Below are 17,112 nucleotides of genomic sequence, written 5' to 3'. Positions count from 1 at the left end.
AATTATATCACATTTTCCCGGAGGGCCCTTCTTAAAATCTTGCCTACACTTGTCTTTGGAAGTTCATCCCGGAATTCGATGATCCTTGGGACTTTGAATGAAGACATATTTTCCTGACAGAACCTGATCAATTCTTGTTCTGACACCTTTTCACCCGCCTTTAACACAATCACGGCTTTCACGGTTTCTCCCCGATAAGAGTCAGGGACCCCGATCACGACCGCTTCCTGTACACAGGGATGTTCATAGATAACTTCTTCCACTTCCCGGGGATACACGTTATATCCTGAAGCGATGATCATATCTTTCTTTCGATCCACGATCGATACATACCCTTCATGATCCATCCGGGCAATGTCCCCTGTGTATAGCCATCCATCACGGAGGGCATTGGCGGTTTCTTCAGGTAAATTCCAGTATCCCTTCATGACTTGGGGGCCTTTGATGATCAGCTCTCCAATGTCTCCTGGAGGTACTTCCTTCATACCCGTCGCTAAGTCCACTACCTTATAATCTGTAGAGGGGAGGCCGATTCCCACAGTTCCAGGCTTTCTTTCTGCGAAGGCGGGATTACAATGGGTCGTAGGGGAGGCTTCGGATAAACCATACCCTTCCAATATTTTTGCCCCTGTTTTCTTTTCGAACTGGTTTAATAGCTCAACAGGCATGGGGGCACTCCCGCTGTTACAAAGCTTGATCGAATGAATTCCATACTCTTCAGCAGAGGGGTGATTCGTAATCGCTACATACATGGTCGGCACTCCAGGGAACAATGTGGGTTTTTCCCTCTTAATGGTTGATAAAACTTCTGAGAGCTCAAAACGTGGCAGCAGAACCATCTCATTTGCTGTATAGATGGAAAGGTTCATGCATGAATTCATTCCAAATACATGAAAAAAGGGAATCACACTCAGACTTCTTTCTTTCCCTGTTTGAATGCTTTCTTTAAAAAAACGCTGACTTTGCATGACATTTGAAAGGATATTGCTATGTGTGAGCATCACGCCCTTAGACACTCCGGTTGTTCCACCTGTGTATTGAAGGACGGCCACATCTTCTGGCTGTATTGAAATGGGAGAAACCCCACCGTGTCCAACCTTCAAAAATTCATCAAACGTGTAATCAGTCTCATGCTCCTCCCCTTGGAAACTGACGACAATCATCGTTTTCACCTTTGTTTCCTTTTGAATGGATTGAATCATTGGATAAAAGCGATCCAATACAACGATCGTCTCCGCCCCGGAGTCATTTAGTAAATGAATGAGTTCCCTTTCAACTGACATTGGATTAACCTGAGTAACAATCCCACCACAGGTAAGGATCCCATAATATGAAATGACATATTGGGGACAGTTAGGGAGCATGATCGCAACCCGGTCTCCTTTCTTCGTCCCGATTTGTTGGAGGGAGGAGGAAAACAATGTAACGGCATCTTGGAGTTCACTATACGTCATGCGCTTTTGATAGAAGCTTATACAAGGATGCCCAGGGTACCTTGAAGCCGTTTGTTGAAGCATATGGGGTATTGAGAAATCAATTGCTGGAATATCAGTGTCGAACGATTCAGGATAATGAACGTGCCAGGATTTGGTTGTCACAAAATCATTCCTTCCGTTTTGATTATTCAGATGCCACTGCTTGGTCTTAATAGATCAATCCACCACCATCTACAGATAATGTGGATCCGGTGATAAAGGATGCTTCATCCGATGCCAGGAACAAGATCGCTGATGCCACTTCATCCGGGTTTCCAATCCTCCTGAGGGCATTCGATTGAGAAATCACCGACCATTTCCTTTCATCCTGTTTCCACCCTTCAATGATGTTAGTATCGATGACACCAGGAGCTACAGCATTAACCCGTATACGATCTTTTCCGTACTCCAATGCGGCATTTTGCGTCAACAACACCACTCCGCCTTTTGCCGCATTATAGGCAGATACGTATTTCCTCCCCTTCAATCCCAGAAGGCTCGAAACGTTCACGATGACCCCGCCTTTTTTCATCAGTTCCGGCACGCTATATTTCATGCCAAGGAATATGCTCTTTAAGTTCGTATCAAGGACATCATCCCATTCCGTTTCTTCTAAATCGATACTCCTGACTTCCGACTGCCCGATCCCGGCATTATTAACGAGGATATCCAGACTTCCGAAATGCTCGACCGTTTTATGTACGAGCTTTTGAATGCTTTCACTGTCTTTCACATTCGTCCTTACATACATTGCATGACCATTCTTTTCCCTGATGAGTCTTACAGTTTCCTCCCCGCTCGATTCATCCAGATCTGCTACGACGACTGACGCCCCTTCTTCGGAAAATCTCCGAGCGGTTGCACGTCCTATTCCACCTCCCGCCCCGGTTATGATCGAAACCTTTCCTGATAATCTCATAATCACTCACTCTTCCTAGCTCTCTACCGGAGAGGCTTTTTGATATTTTCTCAACTCTAATTTTGCGAGTTGAGCCCGATGTACTTCATCAGGTCCATCGGCAAGCCGTAATGTTCGGGCGTTCGCCCACTGTGCCGCCATGAAATGATCACCTGATACTCCTGCTGCCCCAAATGCCTGAATCGCCCTGTCTATGACACGTAATGCCATGGAAGGCGCCACTACCTTGATCATCGCGATTTCCTGTTTGGCAGATTTATTCCCGACGGTATCCATCATGTAAGCGGCTTTCATGGTCAGGAGGCGTGCCTGCTCGATTTCTATTCGTGAATCTGCGATCCATTCCATGACGACCCCCTGACTTGAGAGCGTCTTTCCGAATGCTTCCCTGTTTTGAACGCGCTTACATAATTCTTCAAGCGCCCTTTCCGCTGCACCGATCAAACGCATGCAATGATGAATTCTGCCCGGACCTAACCGACCCTGTGCAATGGCAAAACCTTTGCCTTCTGACCAGATCATATTCTCCACAGGCACCCGTACATCGGTAAAGGTGATTTCCCCGTGACCATGAGGAGCATGATCGTATCCAAAGACAGGCAGCATCCGTTCGATTTTCACACCCTCCGCGTCCAACGGTACGATGATCATGGATTGCTGTTCATGGCGTCTTGCATCAGGGTCTGTTTTCCCCATTAAGATTGAGAAGCTGCATCGTGGATCACCTGCTCCGGAAGACCACCATTTCCTGGCATTGATGACGTATTCATTCCCGTCCCGAACGATACTTGCCATGATATTTGTAGCATCGGATGAGGCTACTCCCGGCTCCGTCATCGAGAAACAGGAGCGGATCTCACCATTTAAGAGGGGGATCAGGTATCGCTCCTTTTGGGCAAGGGTGCCATAACGCTCTAACACTTCCATATTCCCAGTATCTGGAGCGTTGCAGTTGAATACTTCAGGACCGATCAATGACCTGCCCATGATTTCGCAAAGCGGTGCATATTCTACATTACTTAATCCTGCCCCATACTCACTGTCTGGTAGAAATAAATTCCATAACCCTTGTTTTCTTGCTTCGGTTTTTAATTCTTCCATAATGGGCGGGACTGAACTCCAGCGGGTGTCATGGCTGTTTAATTGCTGTTCGTAAAGTGATTCATTAGGGTATACGAACTCTTCCATGAATCGGGAAAGTTTATTTTGATATTCTTGTACTTTTGGAGAATAGGAAAACTCCATGACTTCCATCCTTCCTTATTGAATTAGTCGCATTCGTTACATAGCTGATGAGCCGCCATCCACTACAAGAACCGAACCCGTTACAAAATCAGAGGCACGGGAAGCAAGGAAAAGAGCCGCTCCCTTTAAGTCATCTTCGCTGCCGAATCGATTTAACGGCGTACCTTCTAAAATGGCTTCTCCTGCATGGGAGAGGATTCCCTTTGACATTTTTGTCGGAAAGAAGCCTGGTGCTATGGTGTTAACATTGATACCCCGAGATCCCCATTTCACGGCAAGATCCTTCGTGAAATTGATGACTGCTGCTTTACTTGTACTATAGCCTATGGCATCCATATACCTTGGGTCCGTACCCTGAAGACCTGCAACAGACGCGATATTAATGATTTTCCCTTCCTGTTGTTCTAGCATCAGCCTACCTACGGCCTGTGACATAATGAAGGTCCCATTCACATTTACGTTGATGACTTTATGCCATGCCTCAAGGGGCATCTCTTCTGCAGGAGCCCCCCATGAAGCTCCGCTGTTATTCACCAGGATGTCTATGCGGCCAAACGCTCTTTTGGTTTCATCCACAACCTTCGCGACGTCTTCCGGATTCGTGACATCACATGGAAAGGAAAGAGCTTGAACGCCCAAACCCTCTAAATCCTTTTTGACTTCATCACATGCTTCTACATTTCTCGAACAGACGACAACATTTGCTCCTGCTTCAGCAAAACCGGTTGCGATCTGCTTCCCAAGACCCCTGCCACCACCAGTCACCAGTGCCACCTTACCAGATAAATCAAATAAGTCCTTTACATGCATATTCCTGCCTCCCTATTTCATACAATCATTCACACACCATAGATACTAACCGGTCGGTATGTTACTTCTATAGTAAATAATATAGTCTGAATTTTCAATCATAAATACTCAAAACAATTAAATTCCCCGTTTCCAATAAACAAGCTGGCTCATCAAAAAATGAGCCAGCCCGGCATTTAAGCTTCCGCTTCAACTATTTCTTTATTATAAGTCTCGGTATCCAATTCTCCTGTAACTTTACTTGTTATGATACCCGAGGTCATGGCACCACTCACATTAACGGCTGTCCGGCCCATGTCGATTAAAGGTTCGATTGAAATCAAAAGACCCGCTAACGCCACCGGCAGATCCATGGCAGAAAGGACGAGGATAGCAGCAAAGGTGGCACCACCGCCAACTCCTGCAACACCGAAAGAACTGATGGCGACAACGGCGATAAGCGTAAATATAAAGGATGGGGTTAGAGGATCTATTCCGACCGTAGGAGCGATCATTACCGCCAGCATGGCCGGGTAAACGCCGGCACAGCCATTTTGCCCGATGGATAAGCCGAAAGATCCCGAGAAGTTGGCGATTCCTTCTGACACACCCAATTTATTCTTTTGGGTTTGAATATTAAGAGGTAATGTCCCTGCGCTGGATCTTGACGTAAAGGCGAAAGCAAGCACAGGAAAGACTTTTTTCATATACGTGACCGGATTAAGACCAGCAAGTGCCAGCATGATTAAATGAATCAGGAACATGATGATCAATGCGATATACGACGCACCTACAAATTCACCAAGCTTCAAGATGGCATCAAAATCACTCAATGCCACGGTTTTAGCCATAATGGCGAGAACGCCGAACGGAGTAAGTCTTAATACAAGCGTCACAATTCTCATAACGACAGCATAGATCGAATCCACGATTTTTTTGAAAAATTCAGCCGCCTCAGGTTCCTTACGTTGAACTCCCAAATAAGCGATGCCGATAAATCCTGCAAAAATCACGACTGCGATCGTCGAGGTGGCTCTTTCTCCAGTGAAATCCAGGAACGGGTTAGCAGGTAACAGTTCCAGTATTTTCTGCGGGTAACTCTGGCCCTCCAAGGCCGCCGCCCTCTCCTCCAATTGGGCACCCCTGGCAGCTTCGGCATTTCCTTGATCGATTTGGATGGCTTGAAGGTCGAAACCTGCTGATGTAGCTATTCCTACAGCAGCGGCAACAGCCGTCGTACCTACAAGCAGACCAATGATAAGCACCGATATCTTTCCGAGATTGTGAGAGCGCGTCAATTTTGTAAAGGCAGAAAGGATCGATACAAATACTAAAGGCATAACGATCATTTGTAGTAGTTTGATATATCCGATACCGACAATATTAAACCATTCAATCGATTGGGAGACATTTTCATCCCCTGCCTCATACACCCACTGTAATCCGAAACCAAATACGATCCCAAGACCCAGCGCCGCAAACACCCGTTTTGAAAAGGAAACATTTTTTCTTTGCATATGAAATAATACACCAATGAGAACAAGAAACACCAAAATGTTCAATAAAACAAACCAGACATTCATTCGAAACCCTCCCTCTTATCGTTGATGATGATACAAGTTAGACCGGGGTCTACTGTATAGTATGATTGGGGAGGGGAGGATATGTTGCATTGTCCGCTAAAAGTTTAACTACATTGATTGTAAAAGACTATCCTCGACTGATTGAAATAGAGAACGAGTTTGTTCTGGTCGTTTCGAAATCGCTGAGATGACCGCTACACCATCTGAACCCGCTTCTATAACTTCATGGACATTCCCGGGATGGATCCCACCAATCCCTACCAAGGGGAGATGGATTCCCTCTGCCCTTATGGATTCAATCACCCTGGGTCCTTTAACGATTCTACAATCATTCTTTGTTATCGTATGAAACATCGGGCCGACCCCCAGATAATCCGCACCTGACTCTAGTGCAAGCCTGGCTTCCTCAACATTATGGGCAGAGACGCCAAGAATTTTATCCCCGATTTTTTCACGGACCCCCTTAACTGATTCGTCCTCTTGTCCTATATGTACACCATCCGCGTTCAATAACAAAGCTAGCTCCACATCGTCATTGATAATAAAGGGAACACTGTACTTTTGACATAAATGCTGGAGTTCAAGAGCGAGTTCCATCGTTGGCTTCCCTTTCAAACAGCGAATCCCCTTGTCACGGAATTGAAACATGGTAACCCCGCATGAAAGTGCCTCTTCCAATACAAGGGCAGGAGGTCTTTCACAATTTTGACTGCCCATCACAAAATATAGCTTTAAGCATTTTCTAAGATTCATATTTTCACACCTTCATGGTAAGCCCAATGATTCGTTGGCCCGTGACCACTCCCGATCCCGAGCGAATGTGAGATGGCGGCTGTGATAAAATCCTTGGCAGTCTGGACTGAATCATAGGCGGTATTCCCTTTTGCCAGTTCTGCCGTTATGACTGCAGAGAACGTACAGCCTGTTCCATGCGTATGGGGTGTAGAGACTCTTGGACTCGTAAACTCATAAAATCCTATTCCGTCATAAAGAGTGTCAGTGGCATTTAAAGTATCAGGCTGGTGACCCCCTTTAATGACTACATGCTTTGCCCCCATTTTGTATAGGTCCTCAGCAGCTCTCCTGCAATCATCAACATTCAGTATCTCCCTTCCGGTTAATGCTTCTGCTTCTGGAATATTGGGAGTGATGACGTAAGCAATCGGTATTAAGTGATTGATCAATGATCCAATGGATTTTTCTCCTAATAAAGAAGCCCCCCCTTTCGCGATCATCACAGGATCCACTATAAGCTTCTCCCATCCCGAGGAACTGGCGAAATCTGCAACAGTAGCAATGATCTCATCATTCACCAACATTCCGGTTTTTACGGCTTGAGGTGGCAAATCTCCATTGATGGAAGTCAATTGCTCCAAGATTACTGATGCTGACAATGGATATACGCCCTGCACTCCTTTTGTATTTTGAGCTGTCACGGCTGTAATGGCAGACATCCCATAGACATGACATTCTTGAAACGTTTTTAGATCCGCTTGAATGCCAGCTCCGCCACCGCTATCCGACCCTGCAATCGTCAACGCTTTATACACCATCTGTGTTCACTCCTCTTTCAACCAAAATAACGATGATAAACTGATTTTGCTTCCTTAATTTCTTTCGTTCCATGAACAAGCGCCCGTCCATCATAAAATAAGACTACCTTGAGGGAATCGACCTTGAACCTGATCAAATAAGGATTCCTTTCCACTTGCTTGCCTTGGTTCTCAAGTATCCTTGAAATGTCCAAGAGATTCACCGAGTGCCTGGATGCAGGCCGGATTTGCACTGAATCCCGGCCACATAGGACGGCCGTTTTCGTTTGATTCTCATACCGAAGACTTGGGTACGTTCTATGATCACCACATGAAAGACATTCTTTCCTTTTTAACTTTCCCACATCCATTGAAGTATGTTCATTTTTCCATAAATCAAAAGATACGACCCTATGGCTGAGAGATTCATAGTCTTCCACCAATATCTTTAGTGCGTCTGTCGTTTGATAGGCGACCACTTGTGAGACGGCTGGACTGATGATTCCTGCAGTATCACAGGTCAATCCCCCTAGCGGCACTTCTTCGATTAAACATTGAAGACACGGCGTGACATCGGGTAGAATACTGAATGAAATCCCATAACTCCCCACGCATGCTCCATAGATCCAGGGAATGGAACATTTCTGCGATACATCATTTATGATCATCCTCGTTTCGAAGTTGTCTGTAGCGTCGATGATCAGGTCCACAGCCATACTCATATTCAATAACTCTTCTGGCATGACATCCAGAATATGTGCTTCGATCTCAACTGTTGAATTAATTTCCTCCAGTCTTTTTTTGGCAGCTATCGCCTTTGGGAGCCGGATTTTTGCATCTTGCTCATTGTAAAGCTGCTGACGTTGCAGATTGCTCCATTCGACGTAATCACGGTCCACAATCGTCAGCTTTCCAATGCCGGCACGAACGAGGACTTCCGCGTTCCCCGTGCCCAAAGCTCCTGCTCCGATGACCAGTACATGCTTATCCCTTATTCTTTCCTGACCTTCACTTCCAATGGGTGAAAATAAGACTTGTCTTGAATATCTCTCCTCATTCAAACACTCATCCCCTCCACCGGACTGCTCGCTGAAGCATAGCGCTTTCGGGGAATCCTTCCAGCTTCATAACCAAAACGGCCGCCTTCGATCGCAAGCCTCATGGCATTGGCCATCTTAACAGGATCTTTCGCTTGTGATACCGCCGTGTTCAACAACACAGCATCTGCACCAAGTTCCATAGCATAAGCGGCATCAGCTGGGGATCCGATTCCAGCATCAACAATGACCGGTACGTTTGCCTGCTCAATAATGAAACGGAGGTTTACCGGGTTTACTATTCCCTGCCCAGATCCGATCGGAGATGCACCGGGCATAATGGCATGAGCACCAAGCTCCTCCAATTTCCTCGCAAGAACCACATCATCGGAAGTATATGGGAGGACCGTGAATCCATCTTTAATCAATTCTTCCGTTGCGTTCAGTGTTTCGACTGGATCGGGTAATAATGTCTTATCACATCCGATCACTTCCACCTTAATCATGTCACAAAGACCTGAGGCCCTGGCTAACTGTGCATGCCGCACCGCTTCGCCCGCAGTTTTTGCACCTGCCGTGTTCGGTAATAACGAATAGCTCTCCAAGTCCAGTTTTTCTAAGAAGTTAGGTTGAGTTGGCTCGAATATATTCATTCTCCTTACCGTAAATGTAAGAATCTCTGCACCAGAAACCTCGACCGCTTTCTTCTGTATATCAAAATCAGGATACTTCCCTGTCCCTAACAATAATCTCGAATGAAATGTATAATTTCCGATTTTCAACATATCAACCGCCTCCTACAAATTGTACCAATTCAATGGTATCTCCATTTTCAACTGTAGCTTTTTCATGATCGTATGCCCGTAAAATGATGTGATTATGTTCGACCATAATCGTACGATTCTTCAATTTGAAATGGTGTACAAGATCGTCTATCGTCATGATTGTCTCTGGTACTGTCACCAGCTGCCCATTTATCCTTAATTCCACTTGCTAAAACTCCCCACGTGTGAATGTAGTACTCGGTTCTCCTTGCCTTCCAACAGGTCTGCCATCATGACCCCTGTTATGGGAGCAAGGAGAATTCCATTCCGGTAGTGGCCCGTTGAAATGGAAAGCCCTTCCCACCTTTCGCTCCTTCCGATGATTGGAAGTCCTCCCTGTGTTTGTGGCCGTATACCTGACCATGCTTTTTCCCACTCGGCATGAATCAAGTCTGGTAAAACATCTGTAGCTTTCTTCATTAAACTCATCATCCCGCTAACGGAAATGGTTTCATCAAAGGTATGAGCGTGTTCTGTAGCTCCTATTAAATATCGCCCCCCCACCTTTGGAACAATGTAGCACCCTTCAGTGAAAATGGTCCTCTCCACCAATTTCCGGGAACATTTCACCGAAAAGCATTCCCCTTTTACAGGAAAAGAGTGAAGTGTCACTCCGATTCTCTCCAACAGAGATTGACTCCAAGCACCGCCGGCCACGACTATTTCAGATGCATAATAGGGACCGAGGGACGTGTTGACTCCCGATACCCTGCTTCCTTCAACGATGAAGTCATAGACATCCGTATACTCCATGACTTCAGCCCCCAATCTGACTGACGCGAGCCCTAAAGCTTCTGTCAGCTTTGGTGCCGACACATTCCCATCACCTGGAATGAACAAACCGCCTGTCGCCTGCTTAGAAAGATAAGGTTCGAAGGTTGAAAGTTTTAGAGAGGATAGCCATTCAACCCCTTCATCCTGATCCATTGTCGAAGCAGCACTTATTAAATTCTTTGCCTCTTTCTCTGTCCTTGCTAATTTGACCATTCCATTTTCTTCATATTCTATATCCGTACCGGTTAGTTCTTTTAATTCCTGTGCAAGGACAGGGTACATATTCCGGCTGTTCTTTGCCAAGCGATAGAAGGGGCTTCCCCCATCTAGCTCTGTATGGACCCCGAGCATTCCCGCTGCAGCTTTTGAGGCTCTGGATGCCAATTGATTCTTCTCAATCAGTAATCCTTTTTTTCCTCGTTTGGAAAGCTGATACAGAATGGAGCAGCCGATCACACCTCCCCCTACGATCAACACATCATATGGTTTCGCCAAGCTGTTTCACCTCCTTATGGATTTCCTCATAATAAGCCCTTGCCGCTTCAAGAGGGTCTTCAGAAAGGAAGATACCTGACAATACTGCTATACCCTTTGCACCCGTTCTCACAATGTCTTCAACCCGTCCGGGTGTAATGCCCCCTATGGCGATAATGGGGAGGGGAATGTTCATAACAATGTCTTTCAAATTGGCAATCCCTGTTCCTTGTTTCCCGGGTTTCGACATTGTTTCATATACATTCCCATACAGAAGGAAATCTGCCCCTTGTTCATATGCAAGAAGTGCTTGCTGCATGCTGTGCACCGAAGATCCGATGTGCAAAGATGGAAAGCTTTCCTTCACTATGCGAACAGGAGCACTATGATGTCCCAGCTGTACTCCTCTCACCTGTTTCATACAAGCGATGTCTGCACGGTCATTGATGCACAGTTTCCTTATCGGAATACCAGCAGCCAATAATTCATCAACGGTTTTAATCAATTCCGCACCTGTCCAGCTTTTTTCACGAATATGAAGAATATCGATATAGGGGTGAATAATTTTTGAGATTTTCACCAATTCTTCCCTTGATTGCTGACCAGTGGAAATGACATGTAGTCGTCTTCTGTTTTCAATTTCCATAACGAACATCTCCCGTCGGAAATATTGGTAGATAATTAGAAAGGACGTAACTTACAGAAATCATGAGGATGATGCTCCCGATAAAATAGCCATCAAATTTAGAAAATCCGATTTTGTAGAAGTAGGTTCTCTCTCCATCACCCTCAAATCCTTTTGTTTCCATGGCAACTGCAATTCTGTGAGCCCTCCTGATACTTTGTGCGAGTAGGGGAATGGAATAGGACTGTATGATATGGATTAGTCTCTTAATGCCTTTTCGTGCCCGTGTACCCCTGACTTTCCGTGCATTCCGAATGGTAGTGAATTCTTCCATCATGATGGGGATCAGCCTTATCCCTGCCATAAAACTATAAGCATACTTCGGCTTAAGGCCAAATTGCTGCATCAGGGAATAAAACAGCAGGACCGGTCTCGTCGTCAGGGCAAATAAGAGTCCTAAAACGGCGAATAGGAATGCCCTCAATCCAATATGAACCCCCCTATAAAAGCTCTCCTCTGTCACTTGGATCATCCCCCAAGTAAGCCACGTCGTCTCTCCTTTCCCAAACATGATCATCGAGGATGCCGTAGAAAGAAAGACAAGGAAAAATGGCAGGGTCATCAATAGCACTAACCTCCTTGAATATCCGGAGAATGACCACAATAAGAGTAAAGCAAACAAGGTCAAATACAATAACCAGTTAAGGTAATGAACGAATAGTAAAAATAGAAAAAGTGTGATCATCACGATCAATTTCATACTCGGGTTAATGTGATTGAGCCACGTGTGTTTATGAACGATTTCCATATTCATAATGCTTCACTCCTCACTACTTCTACATCCACATCTTGAACCAGTCTTCCTTTTTCAATTGTCCATATCCTGGTTGCGAAGTGTTGGATGATACTAACATCATGAGTCACCATCAATATGGTTACGCCTTCACGCTGTAACTCTAGAAGCATTTCGATCAGTTCGAACGTATTATGAGCGTCCTGTCCGAAGGTTGGTTCATCTAATAACAGAATCTCCTTTTTGGGAACGATGGATGCTGCAACACTTAATCTGCGTTTTTGACCCAGGGATAAAGAATAAGGATGATGTTCCTTAAAAGAACAAAGGTTGAATCGCTGTAGTAGCTCATGAACATTTCTTTCCACACTTTCTTCGTTCAAGTTCTTTAGCCGGTAACTATAGGCTGATTCGTCATAAACGGTATGAGTGACAAACTGTAATTCGGGATTTTGAAACACAAACGCACACTCTTGGGGAATCTTTTTCCCTTTCATCTGTATTCCGTTTATTTCGTACGTCCCGCTTGTATAAATGAATTTCATTAGACTGTGCAGTAACGTTGACTTTCCAGCACCATTCCTACCTGTAATGGCAATCCATTCCCCTTTACGAATCGAAGCATGTGGAAGATGAATCTTCTCATTTTTTTGAATAAAGCCTTTGAAGTGCTCCATTCTTGCAATCACAGGCCCGAACGAGGGAATCTCCCTCATTTGACGGGATGACAGATATTCCTCCCACGCTCCCGGGTACCAGACACCCAAGGTCTTCAACGTTTCTTTGTAATGTTTCAGGATCCACTCTTTCGCTCCATCCGCCATAATGGTTCCATTTGAATCGAAAAGAATGATTCGATCGATTATGTTAAGTACGTGATCAAGTTTATGCTCTACAATCACCAGGGTTTTATCTAAACAGATTTCTTTGAGTGTTTTCCAGACAGACTTTGTACTTCCCTCATCCAATAATGAAGTCGGTTCGTCCAGGAACAAAGTATCGGGTCTCAAGGCAAGCGCAGAAGCAATGGCCAATTTCTGCTTCATGCCTCCTGATAATGTTGAGATTTCCGTATGGGGATCATCAAGTTCCAGTCCCACCTCCGATAACAGCCGTCGTATTTCCCCTTTCATCTCTTCACGGGGAGTACGTAAATTCTCCAGCACAAAGGCCAATTCTTCATCCACGAAGGGCATACAAAATTGCGAGTCCGGATCTTGAAATACATAGCCAAAGGAATCAGATACATCTATGCTTTCAGCTCTCATGGGAACATCCACAGACCGGGGGATCACCCCTGATAAAACATGGAGAAGTGTTGATTTACCACATCCTGATGGACCCAATAGCAATACCTTCTCCCCTTCATTGATTGACAGACTGACATCATTAAACATCCGTTTTTCCGATCCGGGAAATGTAAGTCGAAGGTCTTCGACATGCATAATCATCACCCCTTTAATGGTTCAATATATCGTAATCATCCTGACTGGCACGTCTGACGAGGCTTGTGACTCCGGTCTTCTCGAGCGCCCTGACCAAATAAAATGAACCTGCACCTGCGATGACAATGGACCCCAGTAATCTCGCAACGACAAATAATGACAGATTCCAAAAGACCAAATCCCCCATATACCCTTTCAAGTAATCCATGAAGATGGAGCCACATGCTGACCCTACCGCTGCAAAACATATAACCGAAAGATTATAGCGTCTATATCTCGTCAGCATTAAAATCAATTCTGCCATCACTCCTTGAATAACACCGAATAAAAGGACCTCAAGTCCCCATTCAGATCCCATCAGAAACTCTCCTGAAGAAGCGGCGATTTCTGCTAAAAGGGCGACACCCGGTTTCCGGATAATCAAGAATGCTACTGTGGCAGCCATGAACCACATTCCATAGATAAATTGATCCGCATGCAATCCGATTGGTTTCAACATGTTATAAAACGGCCCCCAAAGCTTATAGATGACACCGAACATGATGGAAATGACCACTGTCACTAAAATGTCCGTCAGTTTTAATTTAGACATGTTGTCCACTCATTTCCTTACCGGCATCCAGGGCATGCTGGAACGGCCACTTTTCAAGGGTGTAAGCCATCTCCCAAAACTGCAATTCGTAAATGCTGCTCAGTATAAAATTATCTTTCATTCTTTCTTTATCCCATTCAGTCATGGTCTCTGCCAGTTCATCAAGCCGATTGATTTGTTCTTCTACTAACTTCTTGAACCATTCCCCTCCGTAGGCCTTAATCCATTCCTCATAAACCGGTTCCGCAGGCGTGCATGATCTCAAGCGTTCTCCTACCTCGTAATAAAGCCAGTAGCACGGAAGGATCGCCGCCAGGATATCAGCTAATCCCCCATAACGCGCCGAACGATACATATGCGATGTATAGGCATATGCTGTAGGGGCAGGTCTGAAATTCTTTTTTTCCTCTTTCGTGATGCCTAATCGTTCGGAGAAATTTTCATGAAGTGAAAGCTCTGCTTCATTGGTTCCTACAGCATGCGATGCCATTCGTGATGTCGTATGTAAATCCAATGCTTTGGATGCACCAAGCGCCTGCACCTTCGAGAAATGTGAAAGGTAATAGGCATCTTGCAAGAGGTAGTACTTGAACTTCTCGATGGGGAGCGTTCCATCCCCGATCCCTTTGACGAAAGGGTGATGGAAGCTCGCCTCCCAAATGTCGTTGACTTCGTTTCGTAATACGCTTGAAAATGTCATGATTTCCTACTCCTTTTCCAGACGACCCGAAATGGGCAACAAAAAAAGCCACTTTCCATTATGCATACAGCATACAGAAAGTGGCTTGAGATCAGAATAATAGAATTGTATTCTTTGCGACCGTCAAACACCACTTCCCTACGCTGGTCTCAACCAGATCAGGTTCAAAGGGTCTTAAAGTCGCACTTTAATCTCAGCCTTTTAGAAGGCACCCCTAGTGGATCGTCTTATGAAATTTTGTTTTCGATGTTATCGTATCATGATTCATTGAGTTGTCAACACAAAAAAACAATATCATGATTTTTAATCGGTTTCCATATGGCTGTCGATTCAGTGACAGCAAAAGGTGGAGCGGTGTTCATATCAAGAAATATTTTTTTGTCTTAATTTCATCAGTTCATTTTTATCATTCTATCTAATCGAATAAACATTCGATTCCATGCAATATTATAAAACGAGGGACGGACCTTCGAAAAGGTCCGTCCCTCGTTTTATTTAAACCATCCTTTTTCTTTGGATTGTGTGATGGCTTCGATTCGGTTTTTCACTTCCAGCTTGTCGAGTATGGTGGAGATATAGTTCCTGACAGTACCTGTTTTAAGCTTTAGTTCATCGGCGATTTCCTTTGTGTTCTTCCCATCGGCAACGAGCTCGAGTACTTCTTTTTCACGGTCTGTGAGGGGATTTTCTTCGCTGTATACATCATCCATCAGTTCCGGTGCATAGATACGCTTACCGTCCATCACAAGACGGATAGAGTTCGCCAGTTCCTCACTGGGACTGTCCTTCAACAAATATCCCTTCACCCCACCCTTTAATGCCCGCTGAAAGTATCCTGATCTGGCAAAGGTTGTAAGGATGATCACCTTACAGTCATCCCCTTTTAATTCCTCTGCTGCTTCAAGTCCGGTCTTTTCAGGCATTTCTATATCCATGATACAAATATCCGGCTTCAGTTCATGAACGAGGGAAATGGCTTCTTCTCCATTGCCTGCTTTTCCTACCACTTCCATATCATCTTCCAGGCTCAATAGGGACCCCAATGCGCCCAACAGCATCCGCTGATCTTCCGCAATCACAATACGAATCATTCCATTCCCTCCCTGTCTGTCTGCTTGATTACTTTCGGAACCCGCATGATCAAGGTGGTACCATCCACCGATACAATATCAAGGCTTCCGTTGACGAATTCCAACCGCTCTCTCATCCCGATCAGACCACTGCCTTTGGACTGTGTGTAATCACTCCCGATACCCACACCATCATCCTTCACCACAATGGTCATCTCTTTATCCGTTTCCTCAATGATCAATTCACAGGTGGAAGCCTTGCTATGTTTCACCACATTGGTCACGGCCTCTTTCAAGCACATGCTTAAGATATTTTCCAAAAAGAGTGAGGTTTGAGGAAGGGCGGTTTCGTCAATCATGAGGAATTCGATTTCAGCTGCCTTCAAGAGCTGCTTGATCCTGACGATTTCATCCTTCAAACGAATACCCCTCATCTGGGAGACCATCGTCCTGACCTCACTTAATGCGGTTCTTGCCGTTTGCTGGACATCCTGTAATTCACTTCTTGCCTGCTCAGGGTCCTTGTATACCAATTTTCTGGCAAGGTCACTTTTCAGTCCGATCAACGAGAGCTTTTGACCAAGTGTATCGTGCAGATCCCTGGCAATCCTCTGACGTTCTTCCTGTTTGACAAGGTCCGATATTCGTTTATTAGCATCTTCCAACTGATCTTCCAGCTGAACCTGTTTATTCCGATTATAAATATTGAATGGTAGCAGGATGACACTGATCCAGATAATCAGAATGAAAGGAAACTGGGAAAGGAATAATTCATCCTGCAGAACGAAGTTATAATTGATCGATGCCGTCGTCAGTACAAGATGAATGATGTAAAGGGTCAAAAATGCAACCCGGTTTTTTATATTCCCGTTATAGTAAGCAATGTAAAAGGCAAAATAAATAAAATTAAACTGGATGGTCATGGTGATGGAAATCGCAATCAATATCGATGTCCATAAATAAACCGGCCAATCCTTCGAGATAAATGCAAAACGTAAAGAAATAAAAAATGTAATGGTCAGGAATATCCCTACCGCAATTTCAATCGTAGAAGAAGACTGAAAGATAAAGTAAAATGGCAGAATGCTGATAATGCTCCATATGTATGGAGAAATACCTGAACCTCTTTGGTTGTTGATGAATTTTTTCGGCATTTGCACGCTGAATACCTCTTTTGCTTTCAATGTTTTGAATATGTCTCCTATATTATGACATACATGGACCTGATTTTCACA

The 17,112-nt window shown here is 44.8% G+C and carries 18 protein-coding genes and 1 riboswitch; all 18 genes read right to left on the bottom strand.

Annotated features, from left to right (window positions below):
* Positions 1-2 precede the first annotated feature (2 nt).
* The gene (locus tag NQ095_RS02880; RefSeq protein WP_258261999.1) at positions 3-1,598 is read right to left on the bottom strand and encodes a long-chain-fatty-acid--CoA ligase; all 1,596 of its coding nucleotides are present in this window, start codon (positions 1,596-1,598) and stop codon (positions 3-5) included.
* 46 nt (positions 1,599-1,644) lie between these two features.
* Positions 1,645-2,394, bottom strand: a complete 750-nt coding sequence (locus NQ095_RS02875; protein WP_258261998.1) for an SDR family NAD(P)-dependent oxidoreductase — start codon at positions 2,392-2,394, stop codon at positions 1,645-1,647.
* A 15-nt stretch (positions 2,395-2,409) separates the two neighbouring features.
* The gene (locus NQ095_RS02870; RefSeq protein WP_258261997.1) at positions 2,410-3,639 is read right to left on the bottom strand and encodes an acyl-CoA dehydrogenase family protein; all 1,230 of its coding nucleotides are present in this window, start codon (positions 3,637-3,639) and stop codon (positions 2,410-2,412) included.
* Positions 3,640-3,675: 36 nt separating this feature from the next.
* Positions 3,676-4,449 (bottom strand): SDR family oxidoreductase, encoded by a 774-nt coding sequence (locus NQ095_RS02865; protein ID WP_258261996.1) that lies wholly within the window; start codon positions 4,447-4,449, stop codon positions 3,676-3,678.
* A gap of 176 nt (positions 4,450-4,625) precedes the next feature.
* Positions 4,626-6,011 carry an L-cystine transporter gene (locus NQ095_RS02860; protein ID WP_258261995.1) on the bottom strand — a complete coding sequence of 462 codons (1,386 nt, stop codon included), beginning with the start codon at positions 6,009-6,011 and terminating at the stop codon, positions 4,626-4,628.
* Between the two features lie 108 nt (positions 6,012-6,119).
* Positions 6,120-6,764, bottom strand: coding sequence for a thiamine phosphate synthase (gene thiE / locus NQ095_RS02855; RefSeq protein WP_258261994.1), 645 nt, complete (start codon positions 6,762-6,764; stop codon positions 6,120-6,122).
* The gene (gene thiD, locus NQ095_RS02850; RefSeq protein ID WP_258261993.1) at positions 6,761-7,564 is read right to left on the bottom strand and encodes a bifunctional hydroxymethylpyrimidine kinase/phosphomethylpyrimidine kinase; all 804 of its coding nucleotides are present in this window, start codon (positions 7,562-7,564) and stop codon (positions 6,761-6,763) included. The genes thiE and thiD overlap by 4 nt, the downstream gene beginning before the upstream one ends.
* Before the next feature lie 17 nt (positions 7,565-7,581).
* Positions 7,582-8,604, bottom strand: coding sequence for a thiazole biosynthesis adenylyltransferase ThiF (locus NQ095_RS02845; protein ID WP_258261992.1), 1,023 nt, complete (start codon positions 8,602-8,604; stop codon positions 7,582-7,584).
* Positions 8,601-9,365, bottom strand: coding sequence for a thiazole synthase (locus NQ095_RS02840; protein ID WP_258261991.1), 765 nt, complete (start codon positions 9,363-9,365; stop codon positions 8,601-8,603). The genes NQ095_RS02845 and NQ095_RS02840 overlap by 4 nt, the downstream gene beginning before the upstream one ends.
* Before the next feature lies 1 nt (position 9,366).
* The gene (gene thiS, locus NQ095_RS02835; RefSeq protein ID WP_258261990.1) at positions 9,367-9,570 is read right to left on the bottom strand and encodes a sulfur carrier protein ThiS; all 204 of its coding nucleotides are present in this window, start codon (positions 9,568-9,570) and stop codon (positions 9,367-9,369) included.
* Positions 9,561-10,673: a glycine oxidase ThiO gene (gene thiO, locus NQ095_RS02830; protein ID WP_258261989.1), complete on the bottom strand. Its 1,113-nt coding sequence runs from the start codon at positions 10,671-10,673 to the stop codon at positions 9,561-9,563. The genes thiS and thiO overlap by 10 nt, the downstream gene beginning before the upstream one ends.
* Complete coding sequence (gene tenI / locus NQ095_RS02825) at positions 10,657-11,298, bottom strand: thiazole tautomerase TenI (RefSeq protein ID WP_258261988.1); 642 nt, start codon at positions 11,296-11,298, stop codon at positions 10,657-10,659. Before tenI ends, thiO begins: the two co-directional genes overlap by 17 nt.
* A complete protein-coding gene (locus NQ095_RS02820; RefSeq protein WP_258261987.1) occupies positions 11,288-12,091 on the bottom strand; it encodes an energy-coupling factor transporter transmembrane component T family protein in 804 nt (267 codons plus the stop codon). Before NQ095_RS02820 ends, tenI begins: the two co-directional genes overlap by 11 nt.
* Positions 12,088-13,515: an ABC transporter ATP-binding protein gene (locus NQ095_RS02815; RefSeq protein ID WP_258261986.1), complete on the bottom strand. Its 1,428-nt coding sequence runs from the start codon at positions 13,513-13,515 to the stop codon at positions 12,088-12,090. Before NQ095_RS02815 ends, NQ095_RS02820 begins: the two co-directional genes overlap by 4 nt.
* Positions 13,516-13,528: 13 nt before the next feature.
* On the bottom strand, positions 13,529-14,107 hold the full coding sequence (locus NQ095_RS02810; protein ID WP_375162797.1) for an ECF transporter S component: 579 nt from the start codon (positions 14,105-14,107) through the stop codon (positions 13,529-13,531).
* Positions 14,100-14,807: a thiaminase II gene (gene tenA / locus NQ095_RS02805; protein ID WP_258261984.1), complete on the bottom strand. Its 708-nt coding sequence runs from the start codon at positions 14,805-14,807 to the stop codon at positions 14,100-14,102. The genes NQ095_RS02810 and tenA overlap by 8 nt, the downstream gene beginning before the upstream one ends.
* A gap of 118 nt (positions 14,808-14,925) precedes the next feature.
* Positions 14,926-15,033, bottom strand: a riboswitch (TPP riboswitch).
* A gap of 265 nt (positions 15,034-15,298) precedes the next feature.
* The gene (locus NQ095_RS02800; RefSeq protein ID WP_258261983.1) at positions 15,299-15,898 is read right to left on the bottom strand and encodes a response regulator; all 600 of its coding nucleotides are present in this window, start codon (positions 15,896-15,898) and stop codon (positions 15,299-15,301) included.
* Positions 15,895-17,031: a sensor histidine kinase gene (locus tag NQ095_RS02795; RefSeq protein ID WP_258262205.1), complete on the bottom strand. Its 1,137-nt coding sequence runs from the start codon at positions 17,029-17,031 to the stop codon at positions 15,895-15,897. Before NQ095_RS02795 ends, NQ095_RS02800 begins: the two co-directional genes overlap by 4 nt.
* Between the last annotated feature and the right edge of the window lie 81 nt (positions 17,032-17,112).

This window comes from Rossellomorea sp. SC111, assembly GCF_024733565.1.
Taxonomy (GTDB): domain Bacteria; phylum Bacillota; class Bacilli; order Bacillales; family Bacillaceae_B; genus Rossellomorea.
The sequence above is the reverse complement of the archived record's forward strand: the minus strand, read 5'-3'. Positions and strand labels throughout refer to the sequence as shown.